The sequence below is a fragment of the Paraburkholderia sp. BGA-UO-ETr-F21 genome, from assembly GCF_059567925.1.
Genome location: NZ_JCAQOY010000040.1, coordinates 359,253 through 382,589, shown reverse-complemented (window position 1 = coordinate 382,589; position 23,337 = coordinate 359,253). Strand labels below are relative to the sequence as shown.

Here is a 23,337-nt window from a genome sequence, read left to right as displayed (position 1 = left end):
GGCGCTGCGCCGCAGCATGATCTTGCTTACATGTCGCCCTATACTCGTTTAAACAAAGACTACAAAGAGTTCAGGGAGGGCACCATGGTCATCCACGACAGCTTTCAGATTTCGTCCGTGATGGTTGCTTTTCTGTGCTTCGGGCTGGTCCTGATCGGCGGATTGCTGGTCATGATGCGACTGCGGCACAACTATCAGCCGAACCTGATCGGCGCACTGATCGGCGCGATGCTCTGTTTCGTGCTGCTGGAAGCATTGCCTGCGCTGACGTAGGCATCGCGAAGCCGCGCGGCGCCGAGGCAGCGCGCACGGCGCGGGCGGAATTGTCCGGGCGATGCCTGGGAGGATGGCTTTTTGCCGTGCTTTTCTTCCTTCTGTTGCGTGCAGGCTGTCACGCCTTCACGCCTTCACGCCTTCACGCAAAAAATCTTCGACGCTCGGATAGCGTAAGCGCACCCTCAATTCCTGTTTGAGACGCCGGTTCAGGAGCCGCCTCGACTCACGCATGAAAGACAGCAAGGTCGGCTCGATCTGCCGCTCCGCTTCGGCCCGCGTAATGCGCGGCGCGCGCGGCAGGCCGAACGCATCGGCCACCTCGTCGAAGTACTCGCCCATTTTTAGCGATGAGTCGTCAGACGCGTGGACCACCCGCCCCGGCCGTCCGTGCGTGGCGAGTCGCACGAGGATCGCAGCCAGATCGTCGGCGTGAATGTGATTGGTGTAGACGTCGTCGGCATCGATCAGGGCCGGCGTGCCTCTTTCGAGCCGCGCGAGCGGCAGACGATTGCCCGCATAAATACCTGGAATTCGCGCGATGCTCGCCGCAACAGCGCCGCGCGCCGTCGCGCGCCGCAATTGCCGCTCGGCCGAGACACGGCGCTTGGCGCGCGCGTTGGCCGGCTGCGTCACACGCGTCTCGTCGATCCACGCGCCGCCGCAGTCGCCATAGACGCCCGTCGTGCTCGCGTACACCAGGCGCACGGGTGCGTGCGAACCAGCGGTCCGGCGCACCCCGTCGGGTACAATATCGGCTGTTTCAGATCCCGCCCACGAGGCACGAACGCGGCGCAACCGCCCAACTGGCGCCACCATGCCACGCGCGGCCCGTAGCGCTGAAGCGCGGCGCGCGCCTAGCGTAGCGAGCAAGGCGCGGGTACGGCGGTCGTCGTCGCCGGATTTCTGCGGCGGCGCGAGATGCAGCACCGTCGGCGCGAGGCCCGCGAGCCGTTTCAGGCTGCGGCGCACATCGAGATCGCCGACCAGCGGCGTGACGCCCGCCGCGCGAAGTTCGGCGCTGCGCCCGGCATGACTGGTCAGTGCAAAGACGTGCGCGCGCGGTTGCAGCAAGGGCACGCAGCGCATGCCGACATCGCCGCAACCTACGATCAACACTCGCGGCCGGCGGAAGTTTCGTGTCGCTTTCATGGTGGACGCATTGTAGCCGTCAAGCGCGACAGGTATCGCGTGGTGGATACGGCAAGTCCGATAACGATTACCGACTTTTCGATTTCGAACACTCTATGGCATTTAACGTCACGCTCCGGCAAAGCGGCCGGCAGTTTCAGGTGGAACAGGACGAACCGGTGCTGAGCGCCGCCTTGCGCCAGGGCATCGGCCTGCCCTACGGTTGCAAGAACGGCGCCTGCGGCTCATGCAAGGGCACTGTGGTCAGCGGCGAAATCGAGCAGCGCGCGCATTCGTCGTCGGCTTTGTCGAACGACGAAAAGACGCGCGGCATGGCGCTTTTCTGCTGCGCGACCGCCTGCACCGATCTCGAAGTGGATATTCGCGAAGTGGCCGGCGTCGGCGACGTGCAGGTCAAGAAACTGCCGTGCCGCGTGAACGCAATCGAGCGCAAGGCCGACGACGTCATCGTGCTGAAGCTGCAATTGCCCGCCAATGAGCGTCTGCAATATCTCGCCGGTCAATACCTGGAATTCATTCTGAAAGACGGCAAGCGTCGCAGCTATTCCATGGCAAATGCACCGCACGCGGAAGGCCCGATCGAATTGCACATCCGTCATATGCCCGGCGGCGCTTTCACCGATCACGTATTCAACACCATGAAAGAGCGCGACATTCTGCGCTTCGAAGCGCCGCTCGGCACGTTCTTCCTGCGCGAAGATTCGGACAAGCCGATCGTGCTGCTCGCGTCGGGTACGGGCTTCGCGCCGCTGAAGGCGATCATCGAGCACGCGGTGTTCAAGAACCTGAACCGGCCGATGACGCTTTACTGGGGCGCACGCCGCAAGAAAGATCTGTATCTGCTCGAACTCGCCGAACAATGGGCGCGCGAGATTCCGAACTTCAAGTTCGTGCCGGTGCTGTCGGAGCCGGACGCGAGCGACGCATGGACGGGCCGCGTCGGCTTCGTGCACCGCGCGGTGATCGAAGACTTGCCGGACCTGTCGGCGTATCAGGTGTATGCGTGCGGCGCGCCGGTGATGGTCGAGTCGGCGCAGCGCGATTTCACGCAGCATCATGGACTGCCGGAAGACGAGTTCTACGCGGATTCGTTCACGAGCGCGGCGGATCTGGCCAATCCGGTTTGATGGGAGGTGCGTCGGCGCGTGAGCGTCGGTGCTCGCCGTGTGCGTTTCTGGAAGCGCGGCTATGCAGACAGCCGCGCTTCGCGCAAGGATGCCGCGCACCGGCACAGGTCTCGATTCTGATTTGCAGAGCGCGCGCCTGATTCTCAAGCGCGGCATGCTCGATCCGCAACATTTTATGCAATGCGGTGCAGCCATCGCTGCCGGCCGCACCCAGCCTTGACGCCAGAAAATCCACCGCGTTCAGCGTGTCGAATAGCCTGTGGCCGTACACAGGTTCATGGTGCGCGACTCGATTGCGTGTCTGATAGATTCGCTCCAGTTGACCAGCAATAGCCGAACGGTCGATCCGCTTGTCCGGGAAAATCGATTTCAGCGCTGGTTTCCATAGGGTCTGTTCGTAATCGCGGGAAAAGAGGCGCTTCCAGAAATACATCGTCAGTTGGGTAATTACTTGCCCGCTTCGAACAGCGATCGCTTTCTGCCGTGCGCCGACGCGAAACTCATGCTCCAGACCAGGCGGCACGCCGCCACGAAACGCGGCCTGATCGAGTGCACGCTTGTCAGAAGGTTTCAGCTTTGCATACGCCGCGCGTTGCGCACCGCGAACCGCCGCTTCGATCTTGCCCCGCTCCTCGTCCTTCCAGGCGAACGGCTCTGGCGGACGACGCAACCAGCCGTCCACGCCGAAGTGCTCGCGCAGCTTGTCGCACACCGCGTTGCGCAGCGCTATTTCGACGACTGCCGTGACGCTCATCAAGGCCCCAGCGAGTTGCAACATCTGCTGATGAAGCGTGATGGCCGCGCGAGTCGTACCCACCATCGCGTGAAAAGTACTAAGGCGCTCTCCGGAAAGCAGCGTTGCGATGGCTGAAATTTCCCCGTCTGTGAGATGGTCCATTGACGTATGCCTCCTCGGCTTTTAGAATCGTTAGCGATAAGTCGGGATCAGCGTCGGCAGCTATCTTCGGATGGGCGGACCCCCGGCTTCCTGCTTCAGAATGGGCGCTCATTTGAGCGCCCATTTGCATTTGGTGATTGTTCGTTGCATGCCGCCTTGTCCGCCCGACAAGCGGTTCAAGCGATCACCGTCGCATCATGGCCGTCACATTTTAGTCAGCCAGACATCTCACAATTGGCGATCAACACGGCTTTGCACGGCAGAAAATATCCGCCCGACGCAAATTCATGGTTTACACCAGCGCTTTCCTTGTCGTATTCTTTCGCGCATGAACCGCATCCAGTCCGAACTTCGACGTCGCCGCTCGCCGCTTCCCTAGGGACGCCGCTGGCTTCGTCACGGATTCGCGCCACACAAAGGCGCAAGCTGTTCGAATCATGAAAGCCACGGCATGCCGTGGCTTTTCTGTTTTTCCGGCTCTTATTTCGTAGTTGGCCAACTTCATCCACCCTTTACCCCCGCTGTCTGGAGCCTGCCGTCATGAATTTCAATGAGTATCCGATCGAGTCGCTGATGTACATCACGAACCGGCCCGAAATCGTTTTCACGCACGGCAAAGGCTCGTGGCTCTACGACAACAACGGCAAGCGATATCTGGACTTCATCCAGGGCTGGGCGGTGAACAGTCTCGGTCACTGCAACGACGGCATGATCGAAGCGCTGAACAAACAGGCGCAATTGCTCATCAACCCGTCGCCGGCCTTCTACAACGAGCCGATGGCAAAACTTGCCGGCCTGCTCACCCAGCACAGCTGCTTCGACAAGGTGTTCTTCGCGAACAGCGGCGCCGAAGCCAACGAAGGCGCAATCAAGCTCGCGCGCAAGTGGGGCAAGAAGTTCAAGGACGGCGCGTTCGAGATCATCACGTTCGACCACAGCTTCCACGGCCGTACGCTGGCCACCATGTCGGCCAGCGGCAAGCCGGGCTGGGACACGATCTACGCACCGCAAGTGCCTGGCTTTCCGAAGGCGGACCTGAACGACATCGCGTCGGTGGAGAAGCTCATCAACGCGAAAACCGTTGCCGTCATGCTCGAACCGATCCAGGGCGAAGGCGGCGTGATTCCCGCCACGCGCGAGTTCATGCAGCAACTGCGCGAACTGACGAAAAAGCACAACCTGCTGCTGATCGTCGACGAAGTGCAAAGCGGCTGCGGCCGCGCGGGCACGCTGTTCGCGTACGAGTTGTCGGGCATCGAGCCGGACATCATGACGCTCGGCAAGGGCATCGGCGGCGGCGTGCCGCTCGCGGCGCTGCTCTCGAAGGCGGAGGTCGCCATTTTCGAAGCGGGCGACCAGGGCGGCACCTACAACGGCAATCCGTTGATGACGGCAGTCGGCTACTCGGTGATCTCGCAGCTCACCGCGCCGGGCTTCCTCGAAGGCGTGCGGGCGCGCGGCGAATATCTGCGCTCGAAACTGCTGGAGTTGTCGGAAGAACGCGGCTTCAAGGGCGAACGTGGTGAAGGCCTGCTGCGCGCGCTGCTGCTCGGCAAGGATATCGGCAACCAGATCGTCGAAAAGGCGCGCGACATGCAGCCTGACGGCCTGCTGCTGAACGCGGCGCGTCCGAACCTGCTGCGCTTCATGCCGGCGCTGAATGTAACCACCGAAGAAATCGACCAGATGATGGCGATGCTGCGTTCGATTCTCGACACGCTGTAATCGACCAGGACCGCGTATATGACGTCGAGCGCAACATTATCGATCCGGTGCTTCGACGCGAGCGACACTGATGCCGTGGTCACGCTGTGGCAACAAGCCTTCCCTGAGTATCGGGACGTCACGAAGCCGCAGCGCAATCCGCATCTGTCGATCGCCAACAAGCTGGCGACGCAGCCGGAGCTGTTCTTTGTCGCGGCGCTCGGCGAACGCATCGTCGGCACGGTGATGGGCGGCTACGACGGCCATCGCGGCTGGCTGTATTCGCTCGCGGTGGATGAGTCGCTGCGCCGTCATGGAATCGGCACGCGTCTCGTCGCCCATGTCGAAAACGCGCTGACGCAGCGTGGCTGTCCGAAGCTGAATCTGCAGGTTCTATCCGCGAAGGCCGAAGTGCGCGCGTTTTACGAGGCGCTCGGTTATCGCGCCGACGCGGTAATCAGTCTCGGCAAACGCCTGGGTGAATTGGCGGATCCTGTGGCCGCCAGCGCCTAGATTAGCGTTGCGCCCAATGAAAAAGGTCGCATGCGAAAACGCATGCGACCTTTTTTCATATGCACGGCAAACTAACCAGGCTTATTCACCCAGATAAGCCGCCCGCACCTTCGGATCATCGAGCATCTGCTTCGCGTCACCCGACATCGTGACCAGACCCGAGTCCATCACGTAGCCGCGATTCGCCGCCTGCAACGCCAGGCGCGCGTTCTGCTCGACCAGCAGCACGGTCATGCCTTCAGCCGAAATCGCCCGCACCACTTCGAAGATCTTCTCGACCATGATCGGCGACAGACCCATCGACGGCTCGTCCAGCAGCAACAGCTTGGGACGCGAGATGATCGCGCGCGCCATGGCCAGCATCTGCTGTTCGCCGCCCGAGAGCGTGCCCGCGTATTGCGTGGCGCGTTCTTTCAGACGCGGGAAGAAGCCGAACATGCGATCCACGTCTGCCTTGATGCCGTCCGTGTCGGTACGCAGATAAGCGCCCATCTGCATGTTCTCGACGATCGACATGCGCGCGAAGATGCCGCGCCCTTCCGGCACCATCGCGAGACCGCGCTTGAGCAACAGATGCGGCGGAATGCCCTTGATCGACTCGCCCATGTACTCGATGTCGCCGATCGTGTACGGCTTAAGACCCGTGATCGCCTTCATCGTCGTGGTCTTGCCCGCGCCGTTCGCGCCGATCAGCGTGACCAGTTCGCCCTGCGCGACTTCGAGATCGATGCCCTTGACTGCCTGAATGCCGCCGTAATTGACCTGCAGGCCCTTGATTTTCAACATTGCCGTTGCCATTAGTGGACCCCCGCACCCAGATAAGCTTCGATCACCTTCGGATCCTTCTGCACGTCCTGCGGCAGACCTTGGGCAATCACCTTGCCGTAGTCGAGCACCGTCATCTGGTTGCACAGACCCATCACGAGTTTCACGTCGTGTTCGATCAGCAGGATCGTCTTGCCGTCCGCGCGGATCTTGTCGAGCAGCTTGGTCAGCTCGACTTTTTCCGTCGCGTTCATGCCGGCAGCCGGTTCGTCCAGCGCGAGCAGCTTCGGATCCGTTGCCAATGCGCGGGCGATCTCCAGACGGCGCTGGTGACCGTACGACAGATTGCGCGACGTGTAGTCCGCGTACTGCGCAATGCCGACGTACTCCAGCAGTTCGATCGCGCGTTCCTTGATCTCGCGCTCTTCCTTGCGCTCGGCCGGCGTCTGGAACACCGCGCCCAGCAGACCGTGCTTCGTGCGCACGTGGCGCCCGACCATCACGTTTTCCAGCGCGGTCATGCCGCCAAAGAGACGGATGTTCTGGAACGTACGCGCAATGCCCGCCTTCGCCACCTGATACACAGCGGTCGGCGTGTACGGCGTGCCGTCGAGCTTGAACTCGCCCGAATCCGGCGTGTACAGACCCGTGATCACGTTGAAGAAGGTGGTCTTGCCGGCGCCGTTCGGGCCGATCAGACCGTAAATCTGGCCCGACTTGATCTCGAGACCGACATCGGACAGCGCCTGCAAACCGCCGAAGCGTTTGTTCACGCCTTTGACGGACAGTCGAATGTTATCGCTCATATTTATTCTCCCAGTCCGTTAGGCCCGCACCGGCTTCTTGCCGTTACGCTTCGACAGTTTCGCGATCTTGTCTTCATGCTTGGGCGACGGCCACAAGCCTTCCGAGCGGTACAGCATGATCAGCACCATGGCGAGTGCGTAGACCAGCTGACGGATCACTTCCGTATCGACGATTTCGTGGCCGAAGATCATGTTCTGCAGCGGACCCATCGTCGAGCGCAGGAATTCCGGCAGCACCGCGAGCAGCACCGCGCCGAGAATCACGCCCGGGATATGGCCCATACCGCCCAGCACCACGCACGCCAGCACCACGATCGATTCCGGCAGCGTGAACGATTCCGGCGACACGAAGCCCTGGAACGAACCGAACATCGCGCCCGACAGGCCGCCGAACGACGCGCCCATCGCGAAAGCCAGCAGCTTCACGTTACGGGTGTTGATGCCCATTGCCTTGGCGGCGATTTCGTCTTCGCGGATCGCGGCCCATGCACGGCCGATACGCGAGTGCTGCAAACGCGTACACACCCAGATCACCAGCAGCGCGGCGAGCACGAACAGGTAGTAGTACGAGTAGACCGACGGGAACTGGAAGCCGAACAGCGAGTGCGTCTGCGCGAGGCTGAAGTCGCCCACGTGCACCGGGTCGATCGCCGTGATCCCCTTCGGACCGTTGGTGATGTTCACCGGACGGTCGAGGTTGTTCAGGAAGATCCGCACGATTTCCCCGAAGCCCAACGTCACGATGGCGAGGTAGTCGCCCCGCAGACGCAGCGTCGGTGCGCCGAGAATCACGCCGAAGAACGCGGCAACCGCCATCGCACAAGGCACGATGATGAGGAACGGCACATGCAGGCCATTCGGCGCGAGATGCGCGATCCACTCGAACTGCGACGCCAGGTGCGGTGAGCTCAGCAACGCGGACGTATAGGCGCCGACCGCGTAGAACGCGATGTAGCCCAGGTCGAGCAGGCCGGCGAAGCCGACCACCACATTGAGGCCGAGCGCGAGCATCACGTACAGCATCGCGAAGTCGAGCACGCGGACCCAGTAATTGCCGCCTGCCGCGCCGATGATCATCGGCGCCGCGATCACGAAGATCGCGGTGATGATGCCGACCGTCAGCGTCTTGGTGAGGTTCTTCTCAGGGATGAGCGTCGTGGACGGCTCGATCGGTTGAATTGAGGTCATGTTTGCTTTCTCCCAGGATCAGGCGCGATCCGCAACGCGTTCGCCGAGCAGGCCCGACGGACGGAACACCAGCACGATGATCAGCACGATAAAGGCGAACACGTCCTGATAGTTACTACCGAACACACCGCCGGTGAGGTTGCCGATATAGCCGGCGCCAAGCTGTTCGATCAGGCCCAGAATCACGCCACCGACCATCGCGCCGCCGAGATTGCCGATACCGCCGAGCACTGCCGCGGTAAAGGCCTTCAGGCCGGGGATGAAGCCCATATAGAAGTGTGCGTTGCCGTATTCCGACGCGATCATCACGCCGGCCAGAGCGGCAAGCGCCGAGCCGATCATGAAGGTAGCCGAGATCACGAAGTTCGGGTTCACGCCCATCAGCGACGCGTTACCCGGGTTCTCGGCGATCGCCCGCATCGCACGGCCGAGCTTGGTCTTGTGAACCAGCAGCAGCAGGCCGCCCATCACGAGGAACGCCACCACGATGATCACGATTTCGGTCATCGAGATCACGGCGCCAGGCGTCGTGTCCGTGGCCTTGATCACGTTCAGCGGGTCGGTGGGCAACAGCTGCGGGAACGGCAGCGGATTGCGCGACCAGATCATCATGGCCAGCGTCTGCAGCAGGATCGACACGCCGATCGCCGTGATCAGCGGGGCGAGACGCGGTGCTTTACGCAACGGCCGGTAGGCCACGCGCTCGATCGTGTAACCGACCGCCGCGCACACAATGGCCGCGATGATCAGTGCGATGACGAGCGTCGGCACATTGCCGAGGCCGGGGAAGTGGTTCTGCAGCACGCCTATGGCTGAGAGCGCAACCATCGCGCCCACCATCAACACATCGCCGTGAGCGAAGTTGATGATGCCCAGAATGCCGTAAACCATCGTATAGCCCAGTGCGATGATGGCGTAAACGCTGCCAAGCACCAGCCCGTTGAGAACCTGCTGGATGAAGATATCCATTTAATGCTCCTTAGCCCGTGCGACTGGATTCGCGTTCTTCATCAGCCGGTGGGCGGTGATGCGGTACGCCAATCTCAACGGCACTGCGGGTACTGATGTAAAAGACCGGTAAGGGTTATCCGCTGCCGGTTCGCCTTGGCGACTGGATGACAGTCGCGGGCTCGCCTTGGGCGGATGCAAAAACGGCACCGTTGGGTGGTTTCGGTGCCGTCAGGCTGAACGTCCCGTCATCACATCTTCACGACGTCGAGGACCGTTTTTTTACCGTCCTTGAAGTCGTAAAGCGTAATGGCGCCCTCTTTCAAATCACCCTTGTCGTCGAACGCGATGTGACCGATTAACCCGTTGTAATCAGTCGACGGCATCGCAGCCAGCACCTTGGGCGCCTCGATCGAATTAGCGCGCTTCATTGCATCGACAATCACGTACACAGCGTCATACGTGAACGGTGCGTAAATCTGCACCGGTGTGTGGAAGCGGTCCTCGTACTTCTTTTCGAAGTCCGCTCCCTTGTCCATCTTCGAAAGCGCGAGGCCCGCTTCCGAACAGACCAGGTTTTGCACGGCGGTTCCCGCCAGCTCACCCACCTTGTCGGTACACACACCGTCGCCGCCAAGGATTTTTGCCCTGATACCGAGCGCTGCCGCCTGCTTCGTGAACGGCCCGCCCGTCGCGTCCATGCCGCCGAACATGATCACGTCCGGCTGAACACTCTTGATCTTTGTGAGGATGGCCCGGAAATCCGTGGCCCGGTCGTTCGTCGCTTCCCGCGCGACGATCTTCGCTCCGCTCGCCTGTACGGTCTTCGCGAATTCGTCCGCGAGCCCCTTACCGTAGGCGGTTGCATCGTCCACTACCGCGATGCGTTTGGCGCCCAACGCCTTCGTGGCGTAATCGGCGAGCGCCGGACCTTGCTGCGCGTCGGTGGCGACGACCCGGTAGGTCGTCTTGAAACCCTGCTGCGTGTACGCCGGATTCGTCGACGACGGCGAGATCTGCACGATGCTGGCATCGCTATAGATCTTCGAAGCCGGAATCGACACGCCCGAATTCAGGTGACCGACCACGGCCACCACATGATCGTCGACCAGCTTTTGCGCGACCGCCGTGCCCGTTTTCGGGTCAGCGGCGTCGTCTTGCGCGTCCAGCACCAACTGGATCTTGTGGCCGTCAATGGTCAAACCCTGCGTATTGATTTCCTCGACCGCCAGCCGTGCGCCGTTTTCGTTGTCCTTACCGAGATGCGCAATCCCGCCCGTCAAAGGGGCCGCATGACCGATCTTCACGATAGTCGCTTCAATAGCGGGTGCCGATACCGCCTTCGCCGCCGATGCACCCGCTCCCGCCTCGCCATCCTGTTTCTTGCCGCACGCAGTCAACAACACGACCGCGGCCGCGATGGACACGGCGTAAGCAAACTTGACTCGCATTAAGTAGGTCTCCTGCGCCTTGCAAAATCTATTGTTCGGGGACCCTAAGGCCTTGAGAACGCGCGCATTGTAACTCCAATTTTGCGACGGGCAATATTGTTGAACCGGTGGGGTTTTCCTGCATTGCAACCTTATTTTGAGAACGAAACCCACTAAAAGGCGCAACCCGGTTGCGACTGTTTTTCGTGCATCAGTTGCACCATCGTCGCACCCAATGGCATCAACTGTTGCGGCGAATTTCCTGCACGCCCGATTTCACCGAGCCTCGCGTTAGGTATTACGTTTCTACCGATATCGAGATACACGCACTATCTTAGTGCGTCAAAAAAACACGCAGTCCGTTTGGCCTCTATAAAACGGGGCCGCATCACAGTTAAAGGTATAAAAATTCGGATCACATTTCAAAGAAATTTGTGTGAGAGGACACCAAAACAGGTTGAAACCGATGATCTGACACCTTTATTCTTGCGTGCTGTCTGAGGTTCGGACATAAAAAAAGCGCGCCCTTGGGCGCGCTTTTCTTTCAGCAGTCAGCGGATTGTCAGGCTGGCAGACCCAAACCACGCGGCAGCGGAAATGCGATGTTCTCCTCGATGCCTTCCAGCGCGCGCACGTTGCGCACGCCGAGCTCGCGCAGACGGGCGATCACTGCCTGCGCCAGCACCTCCGGCGCCGAGGCGCCAGCCGTGACACCAATGCGGCGCTTGCCTTCGACCCACACCGGGTCGATCTGATCGGGCGAGTCCACCATATAAGCAGGCACGCCGAGCTTTTCGGCCAACTCGCGCAGCCGGTTGGAATTCGAGCTATTCGGGCTGCCGACCACGATCACGACGTCGCACTGCGGCGCCATGAACTTCACCGCATCCTGGCGGTTTTGCGTGGCGTAGCAGATATCCTGCTTTTTCGGTTCGCGGATGGACGGGTATTTGGTCTTCAAGGCGTTGATGATCTGCGCGGCGTCGTCAACCGACAGGGTGGTTTGCGTAACGAAGGCGATCCGCTCGGGATCGGCCAACTGCAACGCCTGCACGTCTTCGATGTCTTCCACCAGATGCATGCCCTCGCCCGCCTGGCCCATCGTGCCTTCCACTTCAGGATGACCCTTGTGGCCGATCATGACGATGTCGAAACCGTCCTGGCGCATCTTCGCGACTTCGATATGGACCTTGGTCACGAGCGGACACGTAGCGTCGTACACACGCAGCCCGCGAGTCTCGGCCTCGGAACGCACAGCCTTCGACACGCCATGCGCGCTGAAAATGACCGTATTGCCGGCCGGCACTTCTTCCAGCCGCTCAATGAAGATCGCACCCTTCTTGCGCAGATCCTCGACTACATAGGCGTTATGGACGATTTCATGACGCACGTAGATCGGCGAGCCATGGAGCTTGATAGCCCGCTCGACGATCTCGATCGCCCGGTCGACGCCGGCACAGAACCCGCGCGGCTGCGCCAGCAGGATCTCGGTTTCAGCAAGAGTCGTGTCCGTGATGCTCATGTTTACAGAATCCCGATGATTTTCACTTCGAACGCCAGCGTCTGGCCGGCAAGCGGGTGGTTGAAATCGAACAGGGCCGACGTTTCGCCGACTTCTTTCAGGACGCCCGCGTAACGACCGCCACCCGGCGCGTTGAATTCGACCAGATCACCCGGCGAAAAATCCTCGCCGATCATGCTGTTTTCTCGCAGCGTGGCGAGAGAAACGCGTTGGATCAATTCCGGATTGCGGGGACCGAACGCTTGGTCCGGCGCTAGCTGAAAGGTCGAATGGTGGCCCACCTTCAAACCCAGCAGAATGTCTTCCAGCGGCGGCGCCAACTGGCCGGCGCCGAGCAGCAGCGTGGCCGGCTTGTCGCTGAAGGTACTGATGACTTCGGCGCCATCGGCAAGGGAAAGCCGGTAGTGAAGCGTCACGTGTGAACCGGGTTTCACTTCGGAAATGTCGATGATGCTCATGCAATGCTCGCTCAGTCGAAGCGCGCTGCACGCGTGCGCCGCTGGCGCAGTCGACGCGTGTGGCAAACCGTCGGGGTGCCGTGCGCAAAGCGCCTATTGTAAGCCACATAGCGGGCGGCGGCTTGCGCGCGTCGCGCGCATTGCCGCGCGGCCGCAGCGCAGGGCCATACCCCAAACCCCAAGCGGAGGGCACTATATATATGGCAGATCACGCCACCCTGATTGACGATGCACCCGTTGTCACGACTGCACCCAACCCCGAACTGCCCGACCCGGAGGCTTGCGGCGCGCCTGCGGCGAGGCCGCTAGTGCGAGGTAAATGGCTTAAAAACGACATGCCGCGCGAGCGACTGATCGAACAGGGGCCCGGCGTGCTGTCGGATACCGAGATGATCGTGCTGATACTGGGCTCGGGACTGCCGGGCCACGACGTTTTCAATGTCGCGCGTGCGTTGCTGGATCGCTTCGGCTCGCTGCGCGCGATGCTCGATGCGACCTACACGGACTTCGACGGCCTGCGCGGCATTGGCCCGGCGAAAAAAGCACAGCTGCTCGCCATCATGGAAATGGCGCGACGCTCGCTAGTCGGTAAAATGCGCACGCGCTCGCTAATGAATTCGCCCGAAGCCGTGGAAAGCTACCTGCGCCTGCTGATTGGTGGCCGTGCGCAGGAGGTTTTCGTGTCGCTTTTTCTCGACGCCCGGCATCGGCTGATTCGCTGCGAAGAAAGCGCCCAGGGCACGCTCACGCGCATGGCGGTGTATCCGCGAGAAATCGTGAGGCGCGCACTGTGCCTGAATGCGGCCAGCCTGATCGTCGCGCATAATCACCCCTCGGGCGCCGTCCAGCCAAGCGCAAGCGACTGCCGGTTGACGCACACGCTGCGCGACGCCCTCACGCTGATCGATGTGCAACTGGTCGATCATCTGGTGATCGGCGCCGACAGCGTCTACTCCTTCGCCCGTGCTGGCTGGTCGTGACACGACCCGAACCGGGTCGCGCAGAGGTCGCGCCATATGCGGCATCGCAAATAAGGTTTGATTTTGCGGCTTTTTTTCTGCTAGAATTCCGGTTTGCCTATTTCCAACCCCCTGTTCCGAAGCCACCAAGGCGTTCCGGAAAGGAAACGTGTCTAAAGTTGTATCAACAACTCGGCGCGGCTCTTTTCGGGAAACTTTCACGGCGTTCGAACTCAGAATTAGCGTATTAGGAGTGCTCTCATGGCACGCGTATGCCAAGTAACTGGGAAAGCGCCGATGAGCGGCAACAACGTTTCCCACGCGAACAACAAAACCAAGCGCCGGTTCCTGCCGAACCTGCAAAACCGCCGCATTTGGGTGGAAAGCGAAAACCGTTGGGTGCGTCTGCGCGTTTCGAACGCCGGCCTGCGCCTGATCGACAAGAACGGTATCGACGCTGTGCTCGCAGATCTGCGCGCACGCGGTGAAGCCTAAGGAGTAAATCATGGCGAAAGGCGCACGCGACAAGATCAAGTTGGAATCGACCGCAGGCACGGGTCACTTCTACACCACGACGAAGAACAAACGCAACATGCCGGAAAAGATGCTGATCAAGAAGTTTGATCCGGTCGTCCGTAAGCACGTTGAGTACAAGGAAACCAAGATCAAGTAAGTCTTGGCTCCTGCCTGACGAAGGCAAAAGATATGCAGAAAAGCCTCGCACTCGTGCGAGGCTTTTTTGTTTTTGGCAGCCGTCTTTATCCTTGTCTTTGCGTTGCCGCATCTTCATTTGCGTCGCCGTCTCTCCATATTCTCCCACGCGAACAGTCTTATGCCGTTCGGCCAGCTTTCCCTCGTCCGTCGCGGCGCGTATCCTTTCTCGTTTTAGCGGCGAGCGAATCGCACGCCGTCAACGCAAAACGAAAGACGGAGATGTAGGCAATGGAATTCGATGTGGCGATTGTCGGTAGCGGTCTGGCGGGGTTGAGCGTGGCGCTCAATCTTGCGCAGAACCGGCGGGTTGCAGTGGTCGCCAAGCGATCGATGACCGAAGGCGCGAGCGACTGGGCGCAGGGCGGCATCGCGGCGGTTCTGGACTCGGCGGACAGCATTGAGAATCACGTGAGCGATACGCTGATCGCCGGTGGCGGCCTGTGCGACGAGGCGGCAACGCGTTTTATCGTCGAACATGGGCGTGCCGCAATCGAATGGCTAATCGCGCAAGGCGTGCCGTTCACCAAAGACGACGCCGCCGAGCTCGGCTTCCACCTCACGCGCGAAGGCGGCCATAGCCATCGCCGGATCATTCATGCAGCGGACGCCACGGGCCATGCGGTAGTGGCCACGCTCAGCGAGCGGGTGCGCCGTCATCCGAACATCACACTGCTCGAGGATCACTACGCAATCGACCTCATCACGTCCGACCGCCTCGGTTTGCCAGGACGGCGCTGCCACGGCCTTTACGCGCTCGATCTGCAAAGCGGCCGCACCGTCACGATCGAGGCGCCGCATACCGTGCTCGCCACTGGCGGCGCCGGCAAGGTTTATCTCTACACCACGAATCCCGACACCGCGACCGGCGACGGCATTGCGATGGCGTGGCGGGCCGGTTGCCGCGTGTCGAATATGGAGTTCATCCAGTTCCATCCGACCTGCCTGTTTCATCCATATGCGAAGTCGTTTCTGATTTCGGAAGCAGTACGCGGCGAAGGCGGCATTCTCAAACTGCCGGACGGCACGCGCTTCATGCCGAACCACGACGAACGCGCCGAACTCGCGCCGCGCGATATCGTCGCGCGGGCGATCGACTTCGAAATCAAGAAGCGTGGCATTGATTGCGTGTATCTGGACATCAGCCATCAACCGGCGGAATTCCTGCGTGAACACTTCCCGACAATTCTGGCGCGCTGCCTGGAATTCGGCATCGACATCACCAAGGAAGCGATTCCGGTCGTGCCGGCCGCGCACTACACGTGCGGCGGCGTCGTAACCGATCTGGCAGGACGTACTGACCTGGCCGGGCTCTACGCGGTCGGCGAAACGTCGTGCACGGGCCTGCATGGCGCGAACCGGCTTGCCAGTAATTCGCTGCTGGAGTGCCTCGTGATCGGACGCTCCGCAGCACAGGCTATCGAAGAAGAAGGTTTTAGCGCCGCCGTCCATGCGCCGCTGCCGGATTGGGACGAGAGCCGCGTGTCCGATCCCGACGAAGAAGTCGTGGTCGCGCATAACTGGGACGAACTGCGCCGGCTGATGTGGAATTACGTCGGCATCGTACGGACCGACAAGCGCCTCGCACGAGCCAAGCACCGGCTCGCCCTGCTGCGTGACGAGATCCACGAGTATTACGCGAACTTCAAGGTGAGCCGCGACCTGCTCGAATTGCGCAATCTGGTCGATGTAGCGTCGTTGATCGTCGAGGGCGCGCGTTCGCGGCGTGAGAGCCGCGGCTTGCACTTCAGCCGTGACTGGCCGGCGACATTGCCCAAGGCGCTGCCGACGGTGCTCTCGCCGGAGCATGTCCGCAACCGCAACGTGTGACTGGGGTGAGCTGAAACGAAAAGGCCATCGCCGGCGTGATGCGGCGATGGCCTTTTCGCGATTCACTACAACCGGCTACTTTTGAACGTCAGACGATCCGCATTGAGTAATCCGTTGCGCGCACGTCTTTGGTCAGCGCGCCGATCGACACACGATCAACACCGGTTTCCGCAATCGTGCGCACCGTATCGAAGTTCACTCCGCCCGACACCTCCAGCACCGCTCGCCCTGCCGTAATGCGCACTGCTTCGCGCATCGCATCGAACGAAAAATTGTCCAGCAGAATGGATTGCGCGTGATGTGACAGTGCGGATTCCAGTTGCTCGAGCGTCTCGACTTCGATCTGGATCGACACACCGGCATTCAGGGCCAGCGCCGCGTCCATGGCCGCGCCCACGCCGCCAGCCGCGGCAATGTGGTTTTCCTTGATAAGAATGCCGTCGTACAGCGCGAGACGTTGATTCGCCCCGCCGCCCACGCGAACCGCGTATTTCTGCGCGAGCCGCAAGCCCGGCAACGTCTTGCGCGTATCGAGTACGCGCGTTCGCGTGTGAGCGATGGCGTCGACATAACGGCGTGTCGCGCTTGCCACGCCCGAGAGCAATTGCAGAAAGTTCAGCGCGTTGCGTTCCGCCGTCAACAATGCGCGCACGGGTCCGCGCATTTCACAGACCGTTGTATCGGCCTTCATGGCGTCGCCTTCACGATAGCGCCACTGGACTTCGATACGCGGATCGACCTGGCGCATCACCGCGTTGAACCACGGCACGCCGCATAGCACCGCATCCTCACGCACGATGATGCGCGCGTCGCGCACTTCTTCCGCGGGGACGAGCCGGCCCGTCTGGTCGCCCGCGCCGACGTCTTCGGCCAGTGCATCGGCGACGTTGCGCGCCAATGCGGCGTCGAATGCCGCACCATACTGCGCCTGAATTTCAGCGAACAGCGGCGACACCGCGTCGACTTGATTGCGCTCAACCGCCCCCATTACGCTGCTCCCACATTCGAATACAGTTGGGTGTCGCGTGCAAGATCGCCGCTCGCCTGCACGCGCTTCTTGTGACGCGCCGCGAAGTCCAGCATCCGGTCGATCGGCAAACGCGCCCGCTCGCCGATCGCACGATCGACGAAAATCTCGTTGTGCCCGCGCTCGAGCACATCGGCCAGATTGGCGAGGCCATTCATCGCCATCCACGGGCAGTGCGCGCAACTCTTGCAGGTCGCGCTATTGCCGGCGGTCGGCGCGGCAATCAAGGTCTTGCCGGGCGCGGCGAGCTGCATTTTGTGCAAGATGCCGAGATCGGTCGCCACGATGAAATGCGTCGCGTCGAGTTTCTGCGCGGCGTCGATCAACTGCGTGGTCGAGCCGACCACATCCGCCTGCGCAACAACGTTGGCTGGCGACTCCGGGTGGACCAACACTTTCGCGCCCGGATATTCGGCGCGCAGCAAATCGAGTTCGATGCCCTTGAATTCGTCGTGCACCAGACACGAACCTTGCCACAGCAGCATGTCCGCGCCAGTCTTGTTCTGGATATAACTGCCGAGGTGGCGGTCTGGCGCCCAGATGATCTTTTCGCCGCGCGCGTGCAGATCGGCAACGATCTCCAGCCCGATCGACGACGTCACCATCCAGTCAGCGCGCGCCTTCACGGCAGCGCTCGTGTTCGCATAGACGACCACGGTGCGATCCGGGTGCGCGTCGCAAAAAGCCGAGAATTCATCGACCGGACAGCCCAGATCGAGCGAGCAGGTCGCATCCAGGTCCGGCATCAGAATGCGCTTATCCGGACTCAGAATTTTCGCCGTCTCGCCCATGAATCGCACACCCGCGACGACGAGCGTTTGCGCCTCATGATCACGCCCGAAGCGCGCCATCTCCAGCGAGTCGGCCACGCAGCCGCCGGTCTCGTCGGCAAGCTCCTGTAATTCCGCGTCGACATAATAGTGCGCGACAAGCACCGCTTTCTCGCGCTCGAGCAATGCGCGGATGCGTGCCTTCAGCGCCGCCTTCTGTTCCGCCGACGGCATGTCGGGCACCTTCGCCCACGCCTGCCCGATTCCGCAGGTTGTGCCCTGCGCCTGCGGCCGGTCGTATTCGACGGTCCTGATCGCCTGCTGATCCATGATCTCCTCTGCCTTCGCTCTGCCGCCGCGGACTTTCAATCGCGTGTCGTCGCAGTTTCCACGGCCCAAAAAGCAAAACCCCGCCAACGCGGGGTTTTGTGACGTACTGAGATTTTAATGGATTTCGCTATCAGGCATAACGGCGCAATCTCATCGCGAACTCTTGCAGCGCTTTAATGCCGCTTTGCTCAGCGCGATGACACCAGTCCTGCAACTGGATCAGCAACTGATCGCGCGATGCATTGGAGCGTTCCCACATGGCGGCCAGCTCATTGCGCATGTCGATATACGTCTTGAGTTTCTGGCTGCTCGCGAAAATTTGCGGCAGTTGGCGCTTCTGCGGTTCGTCGAGACCGGCTTCTTCTTTGTGGAACCAGCTACGCGCACCGCGCATGAGCTGATATTTTTCGCGCGCACCGACTTCCTTCAAATGCGCCAGCTCCTGACGATAGGCGCGCTTGAGCGCCTTGCCGTAACGCGCCATGACTTCGTAGCGGTTGGCCAGCACGGCTTGCAGCGTGTCCTGATCGAGCACCAGCTTACCCGTGGTCAGGCGCGGCGTAGGCGCAACCTTCTTCACCTTGGCCAGACGGAACGCCGACAGGATACGGATGTACATCCAGCCGATATCGAACTCATACCATTTGTTCGACAGCTTGGCCGACGTCGCATACGTGTGATGATTGTTATGCAGTTCTTCACCGCCGATGATGATGCCCCACGGGAAAATGTTGGTGCTGGCATCCGACGAATTGAAGTTGCGGTAGCCCCAGAAGTGCGCAAGGCCATTGACCACGCCGGCAGCCCAGAACGGGATCCACACCATTTGCACGGCCCAGATCGTCAGACCGACGACGCCGAACAGCGCGACGTTCAGCACCATCATCAGGCTCACGCCGAGGATCGGGTACTTGGTGTAGACGTTACGCTCCATCCAGTCGTTCGGCGTGCCGTGACTGAACTTGCGCATCGTTTCTTCGTTTTTCGCTTCGGTGCGATACAGTTCCGCGCCTTCGAGCAGCACCTTCCAGATGCCGCGCGTTTGCGGGCTGTGCGGATCTTCTTCCGTCTCGCATTTGGCGTGGTGCTTACGGTGAATCGCAGCCCATTGGCCGGTCAACATGCCCGTGGTCATCCACAGCCAGAAACGGAAAAAATGACTGACGACCGGATGCAGCTCCAGCGCGCGGTGCGCCTGGCAGCGATGCAGATAGACCGTCACGCCGATGATCGTGATGTGCGTCGCGATCGCCGTGTACAGCACGAGTTGCCACCACGAGAAGTGCAACAGACCGTGGGCAAGAAAATCGAGCAAAGAATTCAACAAGGCAATTTACCTGTGGAACGAGAGGTACGAGATACACGCAAATTGCGCGTGTCAAGAAAGTGAAAGCATACAGCGGGATTGGACGATATTCTACTGGAACCGTTCCAAGTGTTTGTAACAAATAGGGATTTTTTGTGCGGCATCAACAGAAGCCGCGCCCCCAAGGTCTCTCAAGGACCCGGCGGCGCGCTCGAAGTGCCCGTCAGTGGGCGCTGTCCGCCTTACCGACCGACGAGTCGGTCATTGTTACCGGATGCGGCATGCCGTCGCGTACGTTGCCGACGATTCGCACTTCGCGCTGAGCGAACGGAATCGAGATGTCGTGCTCGGAGAACAGACGCCAGATATTGCGATTGATGGCCGAGCGCACGCCCGAGGTCCCGGTGGCCGCGTCCTCGATCCAGAAACCCAGTTCGAGGTTGATGCCATCTGCACCGAAGCTCGCCAGATACGGGGTCGGCGCCGGCTCCTGCAGCACCCGCGGCACGTCGGCGGTGGCCTGCGCGAGCAGCGCCATGGCCTGCTCGACATTGCACGTGTACGCGACCTGCACCGCCACCTTCGCGTAGCCGCGCGTGAGGTATGACGACTGGTTCTGCACCACGTCGGTAATCAGTTTCTCGTTCGGGATCAAGGTTTCGATGCCGTCGAGCCCACGCACCACGGTGTAGCGTGTGCGGATCTGCGTGACCATGCCCTGCAGGCCGCTCACGTTGATCGTGTCGCCAATGCGCAGCGACCGGTCAATCAGGATGATGAATCCCGACACGTAGTTGCTGGCGATCTTCTGCAGACCGAAGCCCAGTCCAACACCCAGCGCGCCGCCGAACACGCCCAGCACAGTGATATCGATGCCGACCAGCGACAGACTGATCAGCACAGCCGCCAGCACGAATGCCGCCCGGCCGACCCGCGCCACCACCACTTTCAGATTGGCGTCGAGCGTTTTCGAGCGCATCAGGCGGTCTTCGAACGCGGATCCGAGCCACATCGCGACGATCATCGTCACGCACACCCACAGCAAGCCCGTGTTGAGCGAGAGCAGCGTCATGTGCGCGTTGGCGACGCGAAACTGGACGCTCCCCATCCACGCGATCACGTCGTCCTGGATGCCGATGACGGTCAGCACCATGCCGACCCAGACGATCAGCGAGACGATCTTCTCGACGAGGAAGAGCCACGGATGAGTCTCGCCGTCATGGCTGAAAACCCGCCGCGCGAAGAAAAACACAATGTAAATCAAGCCGATGCCGAACAGGGGCACCAGGGCCAGATCCAGCAGCGCCGTGTGCATGAACTGGCCGGTGATCGAGCGCGCGAGCCAGACGAGGCTCGCGCCAATCAACGGAAAAAAGGCGCGGTTCAGGCTTTCCGCGCCGAAGCGCAGGGTCTGGTAACGCGTCTGGCGACGCAGATCCAGCGCGCGGCGCAGCAGGCGGGCGAGCAGCCACGCGATTGCCAGCGTCCCGAGCAGGACGCCGACTTGCCACAGCATGACCGGCTGACCGAAGTCGCGCGCGAGGTCGCTGAACATATGAGGAAAAAGACGGTTTTGCATGATGTCGCTGAACTCGCCGACGCCCTGCCGGGTTCAGGAAACGAACCCGCGAGCGCCGGCAAAAGCCTCTTGCGCTTAGCTCTGGCGTTCCAGCACGGCGGCGAAGAAGCCGTCCGTTGCGTGGCGGTGCGGCCACATGGAAAGGTAATCGCCCATTTCCAGATCGATGCGCTGCTCGGCCAGCACGTCGCGCGCAGGCACCAGAGCGAAATCCGGATGATCGGCGAGGAACTGCTGCACCACCGCTTCGTTTTCTGCTTCCAGAATCGAGCAGGTCGCGTAGACGAGACGGCCACCCTTCTTCACCAGCCGGGCGGCGCTCGCCAGGATCGACGCCTGCTTCGGCGCCAGCTCGGCCACCGATTCCGGCGACTGGCGCCACTTCAGGTCGGGGTTGCGGCGCAGCGTGCCGAGGCCGCTGCACGGCGCGTCGACCAGCACGCGGTCGATCTTGCCCGCAAGGCGCTTGATCTTGGCGTCGTGTTCGCTGTCGATCAGCACGGGGTTCACATTCGACAAGCCGCTGCGCGCGAGGCGCGGCTTGAGCTTGGCGAGACGCCGCTCGGAAATGTCGAACGCATAGAGCCGCCCGGTGGAGCGCATCGCCGCGCCCAGCGCGAGCGTCTTGCCGCCCGCGCCCGCGCAGAAGTCGACGATCATCTCGCCGCGTTTGGGCGCGACCAGCGAGCACAGCAGTTGGCTGCCTTCGTCCTGCACTTCGACCCAGCCATGCTGGAACGCGTCGAGCTTGGTGAGCGGCGGCTTGCCGACCACGCGCACGCCGAACGGTGCGAACGGCGTCGGGCCGGCCTCGATACCGGCCTTCGACAGCGCGTTCAGCACGTCGTCGCGGCTCGCCTTGATCGGGTTCGAGCGCAGATCCAGCGGCGCCGGATAGTTCAGCGCCGCGGCCAGTTGCGCCAGCTCATCGGGTTCGAAACGCTTGCTGAGCGCCTGATAGATCCAGTCGGGCAGATTCAGGCGAATCCGCAGCGGCAGGCTTTCCGGGTCGATCTTCGCGACGTGTTCGAGCCATTTCGACTCGGACTCGGACACGAAAGGCTTGAGCGCCGTGCGCCCCGCCGTCTGCATCAGGCCGAGCAAAGCCATACGGCGCGCCGGGCTGCCGGCGCCGCTTTCGGCCAGATGAGCGAATTCCATCCGGCGGCGCAGCACCGCGAAAACCGCCTCGGCGATCACGCCGCGTTCGCCGTGCCCGAGCTTCGGGTGAGCGCGGAAGAAACGGCTCGTGGTGGCGTCGGCCGGGCCGGTGAATTTCAGGACTTCAGCCAACAAAGTCTCAGTTTGTCCAATCAGAAAACCATGCAATCTCATGCGCCCTCTCCGGCGGTGTGACCGGCAAAGAGCCATTGCGGCTCCGGCGGCGTAAGCGTGACACGCAGGCCGTTCAGAGCAAGGCGCCCTTCGACGAACCAGCGCACCGCGCGTGGATAAATGATGTGTTCGGTTGCCAGCACGCGTTCGGCGAGCGTGGCGGGGGTATCGCCCGTCTCGACGGGAACCGCCGACTGCACGACGATCGGCCCGTGATCCAGTTGCGACGTGACAAAATGCACGGACGCGCCGTGCAGCCGCACGCCAGCGTCGAGCGCCTGCTGATGGGTTTTCAGACCCGGAAAGCTCGGCAGCAGCGAAGGATGCACATTCAGCATGCGCCCGGCGTAGCGGTCGACGAAACCGGCTGTCAGCACGCGCATGAAACCGGCGAGCACCACCAGATCGGGCGCGAAACTGTCGATTTGCCGGGCCAGGTCGGCGTCGAAGCTGTCGCGATCGGGAAACTGGCGGTGGTCGACCACCGCCGTGGCAATGCCGTGCGACGCCGCGAACGCAAGGCCCGCGGCATCAGGACGGTTGGCAATCACGGCGGCGACTTGCGCGGGCCAGGCCTCGTCCGAGCAGGCTCGAACGATGGCTTCCATGTTGCTTCCCCGTCCGGAAATCAGGATGACGAGTTTTTTCATCCGCGGATTTTATCATTCGGGGACACCGAAACCGTGACGCGCCGCCGTCCACTGCG

Annotated in this window: 23 protein-coding genes; 8 read left to right on the top strand and 15 right to left on the bottom strand. The window is 61.5% G+C overall.

The genetic code is table 11. From position 1 onward, the window contains the following. Positions 1-84 precede the first annotated feature (84 nt). Positions 85-273, top strand: coding sequence for a hypothetical protein (locus tag AC57B1_RS34095; RefSeq protein ID WP_091799746.1), 189 nt, complete (start codon positions 85-87; stop codon positions 271-273). 126 nt (positions 274-399) lie between these two features. Here the strand turns inward: AC57B1_RS34095 and AC57B1_RS34090 are convergent, their stop codons facing one another. Further along, positions 400-1,425 carry an NAD-dependent epimerase/dehydratase family protein gene (locus tag AC57B1_RS34090; RefSeq protein ID WP_408185234.1) on the bottom strand — a complete coding sequence of 342 codons (1,026 nt, stop codon included), beginning with the start codon at positions 1,423-1,425 and terminating at the stop codon, positions 400-402. A 95-nt stretch (positions 1,426-1,520) separates the two neighbouring features. Here AC57B1_RS34090 and AC57B1_RS34085 point away from each other — a divergent pair, with 95 nt between their 5' ends. Beyond that, positions 1,521-2,552, top strand: coding sequence for a CDP-6-deoxy-delta-3,4-glucoseen reductase (locus AC57B1_RS34085; RefSeq protein ID WP_496419907.1), 1,032 nt, complete (start codon positions 1,521-1,523; stop codon positions 2,550-2,552). Here the strand turns inward: AC57B1_RS34085 and AC57B1_RS34080 are convergent. Then, entirely contained in the window at positions 2,518-3,450 is a 933-nt protein-coding gene (locus tag AC57B1_RS34080) for a hypothetical protein (protein WP_496419906.1), read from the bottom strand. The two genes, AC57B1_RS34085 and AC57B1_RS34080, sit on opposite strands and share 35 nt — an antisense overlap. 540 nt (positions 3,451-3,990) lie before the next feature. Between AC57B1_RS34080 and AC57B1_RS34075 the strand changes: the two genes are divergently transcribed. Both AC57B1_RS34075 and AC57B1_RS34070 read left to right on the top strand, forming a co-directional pair. Further along, positions 3,991-5,175 (top strand): acetylornithine transaminase, encoded by a 1,185-nt coding sequence (locus AC57B1_RS34075; RefSeq protein WP_091799738.1) that lies wholly within the window; start codon positions 3,991-3,993, stop codon positions 5,173-5,175. An 18-nt stretch (positions 5,176-5,193) separates the two neighbouring features. Then, a complete protein-coding gene (locus AC57B1_RS34070) occupies positions 5,194-5,667 on the top strand; it encodes a GNAT family acetyltransferase (RefSeq protein WP_496419905.1) in 474 nt (157 codons plus the stop codon). A gap of 81 nt (positions 5,668-5,748) precedes the next feature. Here the strand turns inward: AC57B1_RS34070 and AC57B1_RS34065 are convergent, their stop codons facing one another. The 7 genes from AC57B1_RS34065 to AC57B1_RS34035 all read right to left on the bottom strand — a co-directional run bounded on the left by AC57B1_RS34065 (position 5,749) and on the right by AC57B1_RS34035 (position 12,784). Continuing rightward, the gene (locus AC57B1_RS34065; RefSeq protein WP_011489615.1) at positions 5,749-6,465 is read right to left on the bottom strand and encodes an ABC transporter ATP-binding protein; all 717 of its coding nucleotides are present in this window, start codon (positions 6,463-6,465) and stop codon (positions 5,749-5,751) included. Continuing rightward, the gene (locus tag AC57B1_RS34060) at positions 6,465-7,238 is read right to left on the bottom strand and encodes an ABC transporter ATP-binding protein (protein WP_091799729.1); all 774 of its coding nucleotides are present in this window, start codon (positions 7,236-7,238) and stop codon (positions 6,465-6,467) included. Before AC57B1_RS34060 ends, AC57B1_RS34065 begins: the two co-directional genes overlap by 1 nt. 18 nt (positions 7,239-7,256) lie before the next feature. Then, the gene (locus tag AC57B1_RS34055; protein ID WP_408351418.1) at positions 7,257-8,426 is read right to left on the bottom strand and encodes an ABC transporter permease subunit; all 1,170 of its coding nucleotides are present in this window, start codon (positions 8,424-8,426) and stop codon (positions 7,257-7,259) included. A gap of 18 nt (positions 8,427-8,444) precedes the next feature. Further along, positions 8,445-9,395, bottom strand: a complete 951-nt coding sequence (locus AC57B1_RS34050) for a branched-chain amino acid ABC transporter permease (protein WP_091799725.1) — start codon at positions 9,393-9,395, stop codon at positions 8,445-8,447. A 230-nt stretch (positions 9,396-9,625) separates the two neighbouring features. Continuing rightward, positions 9,626-10,825: a branched-chain amino acid ABC transporter substrate-binding protein gene (locus tag AC57B1_RS34045; RefSeq protein ID WP_091799723.1), complete on the bottom strand. Its 1,200-nt coding sequence runs from the start codon at positions 10,823-10,825 to the stop codon at positions 9,626-9,628. 541 nt (positions 10,826-11,366) lie between these two features. Then, positions 11,367-12,326: a 4-hydroxy-3-methylbut-2-enyl diphosphate reductase gene (gene ispH / locus AC57B1_RS34040; RefSeq protein ID WP_408351421.1), complete on the bottom strand. Its 960-nt coding sequence runs from the start codon at positions 12,324-12,326 to the stop codon at positions 11,367-11,369. A gap of 2 nt (positions 12,327-12,328) precedes the next feature. Next, on the bottom strand, positions 12,329-12,784 hold the full coding sequence (locus tag AC57B1_RS34035; protein WP_091799719.1) for an FKBP-type peptidyl-prolyl cis-trans isomerase: 456 nt from the start codon (positions 12,782-12,784) through the stop codon (positions 12,329-12,331). Positions 12,785-12,984: 200 nt separating this feature from the next. On the opposite strand from AC57B1_RS34035, the gene radC reads away from it, so the two are divergent. The 4 genes from radC (at position 12,985) to nadB (ending at position 16,284) form a co-directional block, all read left to right on the top strand. Further along, complete coding sequence (gene radC, locus AC57B1_RS34030; RefSeq protein ID WP_408351424.1) at positions 12,985-13,764, top strand: RadC family protein; 780 nt, start codon at positions 12,985-12,987, stop codon at positions 13,762-13,764. A 240-nt stretch (positions 13,765-14,004) separates the two neighbouring features. After that, positions 14,005-14,238 (top strand): 50S ribosomal protein L28, encoded by a 234-nt coding sequence (gene rpmB, locus AC57B1_RS34025; RefSeq protein ID WP_007180631.1) that lies wholly within the window; start codon positions 14,005-14,007, stop codon positions 14,236-14,238. A gap of 10 nt (positions 14,239-14,248) precedes the next feature. Continuing rightward, a complete protein-coding gene (gene rpmG, locus AC57B1_RS34020) occupies positions 14,249-14,416 on the top strand; it encodes a 50S ribosomal protein L33 (RefSeq protein WP_007180630.1) in 168 nt (55 codons plus the stop codon). 269 nt (positions 14,417-14,685) lie between these two features. After that, entirely contained in the window at positions 14,686-16,284 is a 1,599-nt protein-coding gene (gene nadB, locus AC57B1_RS34015) for an L-aspartate oxidase (protein WP_408351427.1), read from the top strand. 88 nt (positions 16,285-16,372) lie between these two features. Here the strand turns inward: nadB and nadC are convergent, their stop codons facing one another. The 6 genes from nadC to purN form a co-directional block, all read right to left on the bottom strand. Then, positions 16,373-17,272 carry a carboxylating nicotinate-nucleotide diphosphorylase gene (gene nadC / locus AC57B1_RS34010; RefSeq protein ID WP_496419904.1) on the bottom strand — a complete coding sequence of 300 codons (900 nt, stop codon included), beginning with the start codon at positions 17,270-17,272 and terminating at the stop codon, positions 16,373-16,375. Continuing rightward, positions 17,272-18,411, bottom strand: a complete 1,140-nt coding sequence (gene nadA, locus AC57B1_RS34005) for a quinolinate synthase NadA (protein WP_496419903.1) — start codon at positions 18,409-18,411, stop codon at positions 17,272-17,274. Before nadA ends, nadC begins: the two co-directional genes overlap by 1 nt. A 130-nt stretch (positions 18,412-18,541) precedes the next feature. Beyond that, entirely contained in the window at positions 18,542-19,738 is a 1,197-nt protein-coding gene (locus tag AC57B1_RS34000) for a DesA family fatty acid desaturase (RefSeq protein ID WP_091799705.1), read from the bottom strand. 202 nt (positions 19,739-19,940) lie between these two features. Then, entirely contained in the window at positions 19,941-21,296 is a 1,356-nt protein-coding gene (locus AC57B1_RS33995) for a mechanosensitive ion channel family protein (protein WP_496419902.1), read from the bottom strand. Positions 21,297-21,371: 75 nt separating this feature from the next. Next, complete coding sequence (locus AC57B1_RS33990; protein WP_091799699.1) at positions 21,372-22,631, bottom strand: RsmB/NOP family class I SAM-dependent RNA methyltransferase; 1,260 nt, start codon at positions 22,629-22,631, stop codon at positions 21,372-21,374. After that, on the bottom strand, positions 22,628-23,281 hold the full coding sequence (gene purN / locus AC57B1_RS33985; RefSeq protein WP_496419901.1) for a phosphoribosylglycinamide formyltransferase: 654 nt from the start codon (positions 23,279-23,281) through the stop codon (positions 22,628-22,630). The genes AC57B1_RS33990 and purN overlap by 4 nt, the downstream gene beginning before the upstream one ends. Positions 23,282-23,337: the final 56 nt, after the last annotated feature.

Bases quoted from the DNA above. Each gene is read 5' to 3' on its own strand.
- AC57B1_RS34095 (WP_091799746.1), top strand. From the start codon at position 85: ATGGTCATCCACGACAGCTTTCAGATTTCGTCCGTGATGGTTGCTTTT.
- AC57B1_RS34090 (WP_408185234.1), bottom strand. From the start codon at position 1,425: ATGAAAGCGACACGAAACTTCCGCCGGCCGCGAGTGTTGATCGTAGGT.
- AC57B1_RS34085 (WP_496419907.1), top strand. From the start codon at position 1,521: ATGGCATTTAACGTCACGCTCCGGCAAAGCGGCCGGCAGTTTCAGGTG.
- AC57B1_RS34080 (WP_496419906.1), bottom strand. From the start codon at position 3,450: ATGGACCATCTCACAGACGGGGAAATTTCAGCCATCGCAACGCTGCTT.
- AC57B1_RS34075 (WP_091799738.1), top strand. From the start codon at position 3,991: ATGAATTTCAATGAGTATCCGATCGAGTCGCTGATGTACATCACGAAC.
- AC57B1_RS34070 (WP_496419905.1), top strand. From the start codon at position 5,194: ATGACGTCGAGCGCAACATTATCGATCCGGTGCTTCGACGCGAGCGAC.
- AC57B1_RS34065 (WP_011489615.1), bottom strand. From the start codon at position 6,465: ATGGCAACGGCAATGTTGAAAATCAAGGGCCTGCAGGTCAATTACGGC.
- AC57B1_RS34060 (WP_091799729.1), bottom strand. From the start codon at position 7,238: ATGAGCGATAACATTCGACTGTCCGTCAAAGGCGTGAACAAACGCTTC.
- AC57B1_RS34055 (WP_408351418.1), bottom strand. From the start codon at position 8,426: ATGACCTCAATTCAACCGATCGAGCCGTCCACGACGCTCATCCCTGAG.
- AC57B1_RS34050 (WP_091799725.1), bottom strand. From the start codon at position 9,395: ATGGATATCTTCATCCAGCAGGTTCTCAACGGGCTGGTGCTTGGCAGC.
- AC57B1_RS34045 (WP_091799723.1), bottom strand. From the start codon at position 10,825: ATGCGAGTCAAGTTTGCTTACGCCGTGTCCATCGCGGCCGCGGTCGTG.
- ispH (WP_408351421.1), bottom strand. From the start codon at position 12,326: ATGAGCATCACGGACACGACTCTTGCTGAAACCGAGATCCTGCTGGCG.
- AC57B1_RS34035 (WP_091799719.1), bottom strand. From the start codon at position 12,784: ATGAGCATCATCGACATTTCCGAAGTGAAACCCGGTTCACACGTGACG.
- radC (WP_408351424.1), top strand. From the start codon at position 12,985: ATGGCAGATCACGCCACCCTGATTGACGATGCACCCGTTGTCACGACT.
- rpmB (WP_007180631.1), top strand. From the start codon at position 14,005: ATGGCACGCGTATGCCAAGTAACTGGGAAAGCGCCGATGAGCGGCAAC.
- rpmG (WP_007180630.1), top strand. From the start codon at position 14,249: ATGGCGAAAGGCGCACGCGACAAGATCAAGTTGGAATCGACCGCAGGC.
- nadB (WP_408351427.1), top strand. From the start codon at position 14,686: ATGGAATTCGATGTGGCGATTGTCGGTAGCGGTCTGGCGGGGTTGAGC.
- nadC (WP_496419904.1), bottom strand. From the start codon at position 17,272: ATGGGGGCGGTTGAGCGCAATCAAGTCGACGCGGTGTCGCCGCTGTTC.
- nadA (WP_496419903.1), bottom strand. From the start codon at position 18,411: ATGGATCAGCAGGCGATCAGGACCGTCGAATACGACCGGCCGCAGGCG.
- AC57B1_RS33995 (WP_496419902.1), bottom strand. From the start codon at position 21,296: ATGCAAAACCGTCTTTTTCCTCATATGTTCAGCGACCTCGCGCGCGAC.
- AC57B1_RS33990 (WP_091799699.1), bottom strand. From the start codon at position 22,631: ATGAGATTGCATGGTTTTCTGATTGGACAAACTGAGACTTTGTTGGCT.
- purN (WP_496419901.1), bottom strand. From the start codon at position 23,281: ATGAAAAAACTCGTCATCCTGATTTCCGGACGGGGAAGCAACATGGAA.